The sequence below is a fragment of the Catenulispora subtropica genome (assembly GCF_039531675.1).
Classification (GTDB): domain Bacteria; phylum Actinomycetota; class Actinomycetes; order Streptomycetales; family Catenulisporaceae; genus Catenulispora; species Catenulispora subtropica.
In genome coordinates, this window is record NZ_BAAAQM010000007.1 from 1 (window position 1) to 11189 (window position 11189).

Below are 11189 nucleotides of genomic sequence, written 5' to 3' on the forward strand. Positions count from 1 at the left end.
GGCCGTGGTCGAACTGGGCCGAGCTGAACAACTACTGGAAGCTCGCCGGCGACCCCACGATCGCCTATAGCCCCGCCTCCAAGACCATGACGGTCTTCGCCCGTGGCCAGGGCACCCCGACCGCGCAGATGGGCTTCACGCAGAGCGTGAACGGCGGTACCTGGTCGCCGTGGTCCTCGGCGAACCTCTACTGGACCTTCGTCGGGCCCTGAGCCGCAGGCGACCGGCCGTAGGGACTTCGCCCCTATGGCCGGTTCACATCCCTGTACCGCACCGGGCCGGGGTTGCACTATGGAGCCATGTCCGGGAATCAGGATGCTGTGTGGAACACCGCGATCGGGCCCGACGACTACGAGGCGTCCGGGGAGAAGTATCAGAACGCGGTCCTGGAGCAGTACAAGCTCTGCGTCACGATGTCGGACAACCTGAGCGCGCGGCGGAACCTCGCCAACACCTTCTTCCTCACGCTGAACAGCGGCGTCGTCGCCGTGCTGGCCGCCGCCTCCAGGGGCCAGCGCGCGGCCGGCGTCTCGGCCTGGGTGGTGGTGCCGGGTTTCGTCATCCTGCTCGCGGAGTGCCTGGCGTGGTTCGTGCTCATCCATTCGTACAAGCAGTTGAACGCGGCCAAGTTCGCGGTGATCAACACGTTGGAGGAGCGGTTGCCCGCGTTCGCGTACGTGCGGGAGTGGGAGATGGTGCTCGCGGCCCGGGGGCGGCAGCGCTATCCCCAGCTGACCTGGGTCGAGAAGTCCGTGCCCCTCACCTTCGCCGCCGCCTACCTGGTGGCCTTCCTCGGAATCCTGCTCTGACATGCCGACGCTCGCGGTGACCGGGCACATGGATCTCGGGGCTGATACCGTCGCGCTGGTCCGGCGGGTTCTCCGGCGGCTGTTCGACGAATGGGGTGCGGGCGAGGAGCCGTTGGTCGGCGTGTCCTGCCTCGCCGCGGGTGCGGACACCGTGTTCGCACAGGTCCTGCTGGACGCGGGCGGCTCGCTGACCGCGCTGATCCCCTCGCGCGACTACCGGGCCGCGCACGTGCCGGCCGAGCACACGCCGGACTTCGACCGGCTGCTGGCCGCGGCCGACGACGTCGTGGTGCTGCCCGCCGAGCGCGCCGGGCGGGAGGCGTACGACGAGGCGAACGCCGCGCTGGTGGCGCGGGCCGATCTGCTGGTCGCCATCTGGGACGGCGCCCCGCCCTCCGGGCGGGGCGGTGGTATGGCGGACGCGGTGGCCACGGCGCGCGCGGCGGGTGTCCCGGTGCGGCTGGTCTGGCCGCCGGGCGCGGTGCGCGGTTCCGCAGAGGCCTGACACGCGGCGTGATGATCGCAATTTCCGGCGGCCGCGCATAGCCGGAGCTTGAGTGAGAGTGAAACCCACGCATGGCTTTCCCCCACATAGGCCACAGTGGCGCATCTCTCCGCTAGGCTCTCGCGTGTCTTGGTGGAAGCATGTATAGCCAGTGCACGCTTTTCGGTAATGACAATCAAGATGCCGTGCGCCATGCTGCGAACAGGGGCGCAGGGGCTACGGTCGGCACCGGACTCGGGAGGCTGCGAGTGAGAACGCTGGTGGTGACCGAGGGCGGCCGGGGACTGGCGGTGGAGTCCTGGGGCCCGGAGGACGGGTATCCGATCCTGTATCTGCACGGCATGCCCGGAAGTCGCCGCGGGCCACGACCCCTTGTCAACCACTTGCATAACTCCGGCCTCCGGCTCATCGCCTACGACCGGCCCGGATACGGCGGCTCGGGGCGGCTGGAGGGCCGCAGCGTGAGCCATGCCGCCGCCGACGTCGCGAGCATCGCGGACGCGCTCGGCCTCGAGAAGTTCTCCGTCATGGGCCGCTCCGGAGGCGGTCCGCACGCGATGGCGTGCGCCGCGCTGTTGCCGGAACGGGTCGAGAACGTGGCCGTTCTGGTAAGCCTGGCGCCCTTCGACGTGGATCCCGCGGAACTCGACTGGTTCGCCGGGATGACACAGTCCAACATCCACGCGTTCACTCTCGCCGCCGAGGATCACGGATCGCTTCACGAAGAACTGCTCCAGCGCCATTCGGCACTGAACTCCGATCCCCAGCAGATGATCAGATCGCTGGTCCCGGAAATGTCACCGGGAGACCGCCGCATCGTCTGGGAGACGGGCGTGCGCCGCATGCTGGTGCAGAACTTCGACGCGGCCTTCGACCCCGAGGAGGCGGACACGGACGTCCGGGACCACGGCCTGCAGGGCTGGTTCGACGACGTCGTCTCCCTGGTCAAACCCTGGGGCTTCCAGGTGTCGGACATCGAGGTGCCGGCCCTGCTCTGGCACGGCGAGCTGGACACCTTCTCCCCGATCGACCATTTCTACTGGCTCGCCGACCACCTCAAGAACGCCACGACCATGCTCGCCCTCAACACCGCCCACTTCGGCGCGATCCCCGCCATGCCCCGGATCCTGCGCTGGCTGGCTAACACGGCGAACCGGGCCGGTGCCGTGTCGGGGCGGTGACGGCGCATCCGCCCGCCCCGGGTGTCACAGCGCGCCGAGCTCGCGGCCGCGCTTCGCGGACGCGACGTCCATGCGCGCTCCCTTCGCCGATCGCTGGGCGGTCTCGACGCCGGGTACCGCAGCGGCGCCGGAACCCGGTGTTCCGGCGCCGACGTGCTCAGCCCCCTGTTTTCCGGGCTCTGATCGCAATCCTCTGACGGCCGCCTCCGCTCACAGCGGCGTCGCGTCCAGCTCCCGGTCGGCACGCTCCCACCGGTCGAGCCGTGCTGTGCTGGGGTGTTTCTCGCCGCGGGTCGCCGCCAGCAGCTTGCGCACCCGCGCCCGCTCGGTCTCGGCCTGCTCCTCCCGGCCGGTCTCGTGCCACGTGACCGCCAGGTTGGCCTGGCACGCCAGCAGGTCGGGGTGGCTCTCGCGGGCCGCGGGCTCGGCCGGGGCCAGCACCGTCCGCAGGTGTCCGGCCGTCGCCTGGTACAACTGCTCGGCCTCCTCCGGCCGGCCGGTCTCGGCGAGGGCGTTCCCGAGGTTGATGGCGCAGCCCAGGGTGCTGAGATGGGTCTCGCCCAGCGCCGAGGTCAGTTCGGCGAAGGTGATCCGGAGGCGTTCCAGCGACTCCTGGGTGCGGCCCAGACGGCGCAGGTAGATCGCCACGTTGTTGGCGCAGACCATGGCGTCGGGGTGGTGGGGCTGCTTGGCCTGGTACTTCGCCAGCGTCGTCTGCGCCAGGTCCAGGGCGCCCTGGACGTCGCCGCTGCCGGCGCGGTGCGCGGCGGCGTTCAGCGCGTAGCCGAGCAGCGGCACCGACTCCACGGACTCGGGGGCGCCGAGCTGGTCGCGGAGCCGGGCCAGGAGCTTGCCGGCCTCGGTGTAGTCGCCCGCCTTGCGGTAGCTGGTGGACAGCGCGCGGGCCGCCTCGATGGTGGCCGGGGCGTCGTCGCCGAGGGCGTCGCGGGCGTCCCGGTAGGTGACCTTGAGCAGCTCCAGGGCGCCTGTGCGGTCGCCGCAGTCCCGGAGGTCGCGGGCGAGGTTGATGGCCGACTTGAAGGTCAGGAAGTCCGTCTCCCCGAGCACGTCCCGGCGGTCGTCGAGGGTCTGCCGGTCGATCTTCAGCGCCTCGAAGGGCTCGCCGGCCGCGCGCAGCGCCACGGCCAGGTTGCTGGCCGCCAGCAGGGTCCGGGGGTGGTCCCGGCCGATGTAGGCGAGGAAGTCGGCGTGGTTCGCGCGGTCCAGTTCCAGCGACTCCTGGAACCGGCCCAGGGCCCGGTAGTCGCTGGCCAGCCCGCCGACGGTCATCAGCGTCGCCAGGTGTTCCGGCCCCAGGTCCGGGTGCGCCCGCTGGCGGGCCACGACGTCGGTGTCGATCTCCAGCGCCCGGGCCGGGTGGCCCAGCGCGCGCAGCGCGTTCGCCAGCTCGAAGCGCATGCTGAGGTTGCGGGCGTCGTCCGGTCCGATCTCCGGGTCGGCCTCCCACAGCGCGACCGTCTCCTCGGCCAGCTCGGCCGCCGGTCCGGGCTCGCCGCGCAGCCGGAGGTGGCGGACCCGGTCGACGTAGAGCTGCCGGGTCTCGGCGTTGCCGCGGCGCGCCTCGGAGTGCAGCAGGTGCGGCCAGATCTCGGCGTAGACCGGCCAGGTCCGCGCGTTGTCCACGTCGCCCTGCGGCGGGCGGGCCGCGACCAGGACCTCGTGGATCGCGCGGCGCAGCGTCTCCCGGTCCTGCGGATCGGGGATCTGGTCCCGGACCACCTGCTGGATCAGCCGGTGGACCTGCAGCGGCTTGTTGGTGCCGCGCGGCACCGTGACCAGGCCGTAGTTGTTGAGCAGCTGGACGTACTGGCCGATCGGGCCCTTGCCGGAGCGCAGCCGGGTGTCGTACGGCAGCAGGGCCCGGCTCATGGCGTCGCCGTACACGAGGTTGGCCGCGACCGGCTCGGGGCCGCAGAACGCCAGCAGCTGCAGCAGCCGTGCCGCGCCCGGGGACAGCTCCCCGATCCGGGCCACGTTCAGCCGCCAGGCCGCGATGACCGAGCGGTCGTACCCGGAGGCGTGCCCGCGCTCCAGCGTCGCGGCCGGGTCGCTGCGCAGCAGCTCCAGATAGGCCTCGACCGGCATCCCGGTCTCGGCCAGCCAGGAGCCGGCGATCTCGACCGCCAGCGGGAGGTTGCCGACCTCGTCGGCGACCAGCCCGGCGTGCCGCTGCGACAGCCCGGGCACGCGGCGGGTGAGCAGGGCGACGCTCTCCTCGGGGTCGAACACGTCGACCTCCAGCGCGGGCACGACGCCGGCCCACTTCGAGTTGTTCGAGGTGACCAGCACGTGGCCGTTCGCGGCCGAGGGCATCCGGTCCAGCAGCCGGTCGGGGTCCTCGGCGTTGTCGTACACCAGCAGCCAGCGCCCGCCGCGCCGGCCGGTGCGCAGGTCCTCCCGGACGGCGTCGGCGGCCTCGCCGACGTTCTGGACCTCCAGTCCCAGCCGGCGGGCGAGTTCGGCGAGGTCCTCGGTGACGAAGTTGGGGTGCTCGGCGCGGATCCACCAGACCACGTCGTAGTGGTGCTGGAACCGGTGGGCGTACTCCACGGCCAGCGCCGTCTTGCCGATGCCGCCGATGCCGAGCACCGCGTGCGTGAGGTCCGCGCCGGTGCCCGCGGTGAGCTGGGCGCGCAGCCGGGCCAGGCTGTCCTCGCGCCCGGTGAACCGGACGATCCGGTTCGGCACGTTCCAGTGGTCGGGCCGGGACCGGGGGTACCGGACCCTGGTCCCGATCCGCTCGGCCTCGGTCAGCGCCTGCTCGGCGGTCATCGGCGAGCCCAGCGCCGCCAGCAGCGCGCCGGCCACGTCGGCCTCGCTGCGGTTCACCGTCTCGACGGCCGGCGACCAGCGCAGCGGGCTGCCCGGCACCGGCGGCTCGACGTGCAGCGCCACCAGCCTGCCGAGCTGGGTGGGCACGTCGTTGCGGCTGGCCCACACCGACCGGCCCAGCGCCGACTGCTGGTAGGCGGCGGACACCAGGACCAGGGTGAAGGGGGCCGACCGCATCTGCTCGGCGGTCAGCGGGTCCAGGGCCCGGCCGTCGGCCGCGGACGCGTCGTCCACCGACGACTCCAGGCCCGCGCCGCGCAGCAGCCAGCGCAGCCACGCGACCCAGGTCCGGTCGGCCGCCAGGTGGCTGATGCAGACGTCGGCCAGCGCGACCGGCGCCCGCCGGAAGAACTTCTGCCGGTAGCGCAGGCGCAGGCCCTCGTCCATCCGGGCCAGCGAGGTCACCCGGCCCTCGGTGATCAGCCCGACCAGCCGTTCCATCGCGGCCAGCACCGACTGCGGGTTCCCCGGCGAGTCGCCGAAGACGGCGAGCAGCTCCTCGTAGGAGTAGAGCGCCTTGTAAGGGATCTGCGCGACGTTCCAGTACGCCGCCGGATCGTGGGACCCGATCCGGCTCACGAACGGGGCGAACCGCGCCTGCGCGACGGCCAGGCCGGTGTCGAGCCGGTCGGAGTCGGAGTCGTCCACCCGGGTCACCACCGGCAGGATGCGGACCGGGGAGCGCAGCCGGTTGGCGCCGCGGATCTCGTCGACCCGGGCCGCCATCTCCGCGGTCCCGTCGATGTTCTGGCCGCTGAGCGTGAAGCACACGACCAGGTCGTCGGGCAGGTCCTTGGTGCAGATGGTCTCGATGTCGCTGTTCCCGGTGCGGCTGTCGATCAGGATGTAGTCGTAGGCCTGCTTGAGCTGCAGCCGCATCTGCTCCAGGTACCGGTTCCCGCCGAGGTGGTGGTAGAAGGCGTACCAGTCCATGGCCGAGATCCCGGAGGAGTGCACCGCGGCGGTGCGGCCGGCCCGGATGAAGTGCAGGCTGCCGTCCGATCCGAAGTCCCAGTCCAGCTGGACCGCGTTCTCCGCCACGTGGGCGTTCTCCGCCCACCAGGCGACCGGGTCGATCGCGCCGCCGGCCGCGCCGTCCTCGCCGGTCAGCCGGGCGTTCGCGGAGTCGCAGTACTGGTCGATCATGTTGATGATGCCCGGCACGTCGCGCAGCCGCTCGTCGCCCAGGAGGGGCTCGAAGAACCGGTGCAGCCCCGGCGCCTCCAGGTCCCAGTCGATCATCAGCACCTTGTGCCCGGCGGCGGCCAGGATCCAGGCCGCGTTCGCCAGCGCCATGGTCCGGCCGGTGCCGCCCTTGTACGAGTAGAACGTCACGATCCGGCCGCCGGCGGCCTCCGAGCCCGTCATGGTCACACCTCCGTCGTCGTCGACCAGTGCTGTGTCGTTCCGTCCGCGATCGGTCACCGGGACCCCCGGAACCGGAACAGGCCCGCGGCGAACTCGGCCACGGTCGAGAAGTGGGAGGGGAAGCGTTCGCGCGGGCCGTCCCCGGACGCCGCGTGCTGGACGTTCGTCTGCAGGGTCTGCAGGCTCGCGGACAGTGTCCCATCCACCGCGGCCCGCAGCTCCGCGCCACGCTGGCCGGTCTCCGGATCGGAGTCGTCCCGGACCACCATGAACGTCTCCCAGGCCGGCCGTTTCGCGGCCGGGTCCACGTACGCCGCGACCTGGTCCCGCCAGGCGGTGTCGAGCAGGGCCCAGTTGTCGATCAGCAGGACGGTCGGCGCGCTGGGCAGGGTGCCGGCCAGCAGCGCCGGCGCGACGTCGTCGAACCCGACGATCTCGGGGGCGTAGCCGAGGTGGTCGGCGATGGTCCGGACGTCCGCGGCGAGCGTGCGGTCCCGGCGGTCGCCGTACGGGGCCACCCAGTCGGTCTGGGCGTCGCCGTAGTGGCCGTCGGCCGTCCGGCCCTCCGGGGACCGCTCCCGGGTCGGGGCGAGGACCACGATCCGCAGCACCAGCCGGGTGCGCGCGGCCCGGAAGGCGTTCTGCTGCCCCAGCAGCGAGGGCAGCGTCCGGGCCGGCAGCGGGTGGTCCCGGACGACCCGGCTGATCGTCCGGGCGACGTCGTCCACGACCAGGTCGTAGGGGCTGCCCCGCCGCTTCGGGTCCTCGTCGAACATGAGCGGGTACAAGCCGTCGACGGTGTCGGCCCGGCCCCCGCGCGGCGTGTTGAAGTCGACCTCCAGCACGGCCGGCGGGATGTTCGCCGGCTCCACCGGCGCCCACGTCACCGGGACGAAGTGGAGCGCGACGTCCCGAGCCCCGACGCGCTGGCGGAACGCCGACCACTCCAGCCCGCAGCGCCGGGTGCTGAAGTACTGCGGGGAGATCAGCGGGACGAAGACGTGGCACACCGACAGGGCCCGCAGCGTGGGCTGCTCCGGCGCCTCGGCGTCGGCGGCGTAGCCGAGGTCGCCGGGCCACTGCCGGGGCAGCAGGGTGCTGAGCCGCTGCGTGAGGTCGTCGAAGAAGGTCAGGAAGAGGTCCCGCTCCATGCGGGGACGCTCCGCCTCCGGCTCCTGCGGGCGCGCATAGCTGAGAAAGAACAGCGGTTCGCGGACGGACCGTTCGTCACCGGACTGCCGGAAGCCCCCCATACCCTTCTGTCCCTTCACGTCATTCCGATTCCGCACTGAAGGCATTGGCATCCTGCGAGAACTCCGAGATGTCACACGGGGGGATCTGCGTCGACCGGGCAATCCTGACTATGGTGCGGGCGATCGCGATGGTGGCCCGCTTGTAGTCGTGGTCGTACATCCCGAAACGCAACTCCCAGAGTCCTTGCGTCCGATAGCGGTCGGGCTGCCCCGCGTCCTCATACTGCACCGGCCTCGCCGCCTTGGGCAGGGGATCGGGCAGACTGGCCTCGTCGACCCACAACACGGGGATGATCGCGTCGTAGGCGATCGAACCCGCCTCCCGGGCCAGCTGCTGCCGCCGCTCGAACGCCGCCCACTCGCGCCCGCACCAGGTGCTCTCGAAGTAGGCCGGTTTGTAGAGGGCGACGAAGGTCCGGCAGGTCGCCAGGGCCTCCTGGACCGCGACTTCCCACTGGGTCGCCGTGCCCATCGCCCGGTCCAGGTAGCCGGCCTGCGCGCCCGGCTTGACGACGGCCAGGTGGCGGATCGCCGTGCACAGGTCCTGATAGAACTCGATGACGTCCTTGTCGGCCTCACCGCGGAATGCGCCGATGTCATTGGTGGGAGGCATCCGCGCGTAACTCAGGAAGAAGTAGGGAGCCTCGGCAAGGCTCACCATTCCTTCCTCTGCCACCTGTGGATTCCTTCCGACCAGCCGGGCCGACGCACTGCGGAGTGTACCGGTCGCGAGTAGTGACGCAACGTTCTGTTAAACGAGTTCGGGGTTATCGATGAGTGCTTTCGGCGACGCGGGCCACCAGGCGTTCGCCCAGGTCGGTCAACACCCCGGAAACCGTGAGGGTATGAGCGACCCGGGCGACCGCCCGGCGCCAGGTGGCATACTGCGCTCCCGCCTTGGACCGTTCCGGCTCCGTGGCCGCCTCGCGCAGCCATCGCGTCCGCCAGACGTCGGCGACGGCGGCGTGGGCGTACAGGCCCTGCAGTGCCGCCCCGGGTGGTCGTTCGTCCTCCGGAGGCCGCCACGGAACGGGGAAGGTCAGGGGCGAGGTCGGGTCGTAGAGGTCGAACATGTCCATCAGGGCACCGAGTTTGACGTGCTGGAACTCGTGGATGATCAGCAGGGCGAGATCGTCGGCGGTGTCGGGCAGCGCCACCGCGATCGCGCCGAACGCCTGGCGTGCGGTCGCGCTCGTCTGCGTACCGGGTCGGGGCGCCAGCGGCACGATGGTCGACAGTCCCGCGCCGATGGCGGGCGCGTAGCCGGGGTATTCGGTGACGATGAGGTGCCAGGCTTCGGCGAACATCCGCCGCCAGGCGGCGACCGCCGCCGGTTCCAGCCGGCCGACGAGCGGTTTCCCATAGCAGTCACGGCAGGGGTCGACGTCGTCGAGGGTGACCGTGAGGCCGTCGGCGACGAGCCGCGACCGGTCCCGGCGATCGGCGATCGCCGCCCGCAGATACTCCTGATCGGCCGACTCGGGCGTGGCGTCGAGATAGCGCAGGGCCCAGACCCGGAGGAACGGATGGATCAGGGCCTTGCGCAGGGCCTCCGGATCCCGCCGTTCCAGGGCGTCGATGGCCTGCCAGGGCCGCCGGGAGAACTCCCCGCGCTCGCGGGACACCGTGAACACCTGGTGGAGCAGTCCGCGGTTGATGCTCTCCTGAGCCGCCGCCAGCTGCCGGACCGCGGCGACGTCCCCGAAGCCGGCGGCCAGATCATCGAAACAGGCCCCGGACATCTCGTGCGCCGCGGGGGTTCCCGTGATCGCCGCCGCGGGACGCGAGGTCTCCGTCTCCGTCATGTAGGTGATGACTTTCAACAGGTCGGCGCAGTGCACCGACGGGTTGTCGAAGCCGTTGTCCTTGCTGTACCGGTGCGCGTACAGCCCGCCGCCGCAGATCTCGACGACCGGGCACCGGCGGCAGGTCTGACACAGCCCCGCCGCGCCCGCCTCGCGGAGCGCGAACCCCGGGTGCGCCGCCGCTTCGTCGAACGAGTGCTCCAGGACGTGGAAGCCGGTGCGCGGGGCGCCGTCGTAGGCGGTCTTCAGCGAGTCGGCGAGTTCGATCGATCCGTCGGTCTCGACGACGGCGAGGTCGCAGGGCTCCGTGCCGAGGGCCTCCTTGAGGCTCTCACCGCCGGCCAGCGCGGACCGGATCGAGTCGAACACCCGGATGGGCAGGCGCTGCCCGTCCGCGGACCAGCGTCGGTGTACCGCGATCAACCAGTCGGCGTACGGTGCCGTGCCGCCTCGCTCGGGCCGGGACGGAGGCGTGTCCCAGTTCGCATGCGGTAGCAAGTAGTCGATCCGTGGGGGATCCAGGCCGGCCAGCGTCTGGTAGCTCTCCACGGGGTCGTTCCTCGGATCGATCGTGCACAGGAGCCCCGAGAAGGCTCGCCGGTAGCGGGGCGAACCCAGGCGCTCCACCCCCGCGACCACTTCCCGGAAGCTGCTCGCCCCGTTGTGGTGGACACGGTGGCGGTCGTTGGCGGCGCGGTCCCCGTCCAGCGAGACGCCGACCTTGACGCCGGTCTCCAGAAGCGTCCGGCACAGCTGCTCGCCGTCGGTGCCGGCGAGCAGCACGCCGTTGGTCTGGAGGTGGAGTTCGAGCCGCGTCGCCGGCGGCAGCGCCGCACGGAGGCGGTCGGCGATCCACCGTATGCGCGGACCGCCGGCGAGGAGGGGTTCTCCGCCGTGGAGGACGACCCCGACCGCCGGGAGCCGGTGCGCGGCGGCGTGCTCCCCGATGCGTGCGGCCAGGCCCTCGACGACCTCGTCGCTCATGGCGACCGGGCGGGTCCGCCAGCTCTGGTCGGCGTGTTCGTACATGTAGCAGTACGTGCAGGCGAGATTACACCGGCTCTGGATCTTCACCACGAACAGCGAGAACGGCCGCACAGAACCGTCCAAGGCCGAACCGGGGCCCGGCTCAGATCATGGAGTCGAACGCGGCCACCGGCACCTGGTCCCCGGCCCCGCCCAGTACCCGGCCCCGCTCCACCGGCGCGCGGTCCGCGACGAGCCGCCGCACCGGAACCCCGTTCAGGTCGGCGACCTTCGAGATCAGCGTCTCGGAAGCATTGGTCTGCGGCTGCCTGTCGGACGTCTTCATACGATCCCCCTGGGCTGGCGGCGAGTCCTCCGTTCTGGGAAGCATTGCGCCGATTCCGGACGGTGGCAAGGTGAGAGCGCTGCGGTAAGGGGTGTTTCGGGGA

General features: G+C 71.5%; 8 protein-coding genes and 1 pseudogene. 4 read left to right on the forward strand and 5 right to left on the reverse strand.

From position 1 onward, the window contains the following. The 4 genes and pseudogenes from ABD466_RS08420 to ABD466_RS08435 form a co-directional block, all read left to right on the forward strand. A pseudogene (locus ABD466_RS08420) lies at positions 1-212 on the forward strand (hypothetical protein); the annotation flags it as partial. Between the two features lie 87 nt (positions 213-299). Continuing rightward, the gene (locus ABD466_RS08425; RefSeq protein ID WP_344656393.1) at positions 300-809 is read left to right on the forward strand and encodes a RipA family octameric membrane protein; all 510 of its coding nucleotides are present in this window, start codon (positions 300-302) and stop codon (positions 807-809) included. 1 nt (position 810) lies between these two features. Beyond that, the gene (locus ABD466_RS08430; protein WP_344656394.1) at positions 811-1314 is read left to right on the forward strand and encodes a hypothetical protein; all 504 of its coding nucleotides are present in this window, start codon (positions 811-813) and stop codon (positions 1312-1314) included. A gap of 248 nt (positions 1315-1562) precedes the next feature. Further along, positions 1563-2495 (forward strand): alpha/beta fold hydrolase, encoded by a 933-nt coding sequence (locus ABD466_RS08435; RefSeq protein WP_344656395.1) that lies wholly within the window; start codon positions 1563-1565, stop codon positions 2493-2495. A gap of 210 nt (positions 2496-2705) precedes the next feature. Here ABD466_RS08435 and fxsT read toward each other — a convergent pair whose 3' ends face one another. The 5 genes from fxsT to ABD466_RS08460 form a co-directional block, all read right to left on the reverse strand. Beyond that, positions 2706-6716 carry an FxSxx-COOH system tetratricopeptide repeat protein gene (gene fxsT, locus ABD466_RS08440; RefSeq protein WP_344656396.1) on the reverse strand — a complete coding sequence of 1337 codons (4011 nt, stop codon included), beginning with the start codon at positions 6714-6716 and terminating at the stop codon, positions 2706-2708. A gap of 53 nt (positions 6717-6769) precedes the next feature. Further along, complete coding sequence (gene fsxC, locus ABD466_RS08445; RefSeq protein ID WP_344656397.1) at positions 6770-7867, reverse strand: FxsC protein; 1098 nt, start codon at positions 7865-7867, stop codon at positions 6770-6772. Between the two features lie 121 nt (positions 7868-7988). Continuing rightward, positions 7989-8627, reverse strand: a complete 639-nt coding sequence (locus tag ABD466_RS08450; RefSeq protein ID WP_344656398.1) for a TIR-like protein FxsC — start codon at positions 8625-8627, stop codon at positions 7989-7991. A 109-nt stretch (positions 8628-8736) separates the two neighbouring features. Further along, entirely contained in the window at positions 8737-10884 is a 2148-nt protein-coding gene (locus ABD466_RS08455) for an FxsB family cyclophane-forming radical SAM/SPASM peptide maturase (protein ID WP_344656399.1), read from the reverse strand. Between the two features lie 19 nt (positions 10885-10903). Then, on the reverse strand, positions 10904-11086 hold the full coding sequence (locus ABD466_RS08460; RefSeq protein WP_344656400.1) for a hypothetical protein: 183 nt from the start codon (positions 11084-11086) through the stop codon (positions 10904-10906). Positions 11087-11189 lie beyond the last annotated feature (103 nt).

What these genes read in the sequence shown, in the direction of transcription:
- fsxC (WP_344656397.1), bottom strand. Translation starts at nt 7,867, where the DNA reads ATGGAGCGGGACCTCTTCCTGACCTTCTTCGACGACCTCACGCAGCGG.
- ABD466_RS08425 (WP_344656393.1), top strand. Translation starts at nt 300, where the DNA reads ATGTCCGGGAATCAGGATGCTGTGTGGAACACCGCGATCGGGCCCGAC.
- fxsT (WP_344656396.1), bottom strand. Translation starts at nt 6,716, where the DNA reads ATGACGGGCTCGGAGGCCGCCGGCGGCCGGATCGTGACGTTCTACTCG.
- ABD466_RS08430 (WP_344656394.1), top strand. Translation starts at nt 811, where the DNA reads ATGCCGACGCTCGCGGTGACCGGGCACATGGATCTCGGGGCTGATACC.
- ABD466_RS08460 (WP_344656400.1), bottom strand. Translation starts at nt 11,086, where the DNA reads ATGAAGACGTCCGACAGGCAGCCGCAGACCAATGCTTCCGAGACGCTG.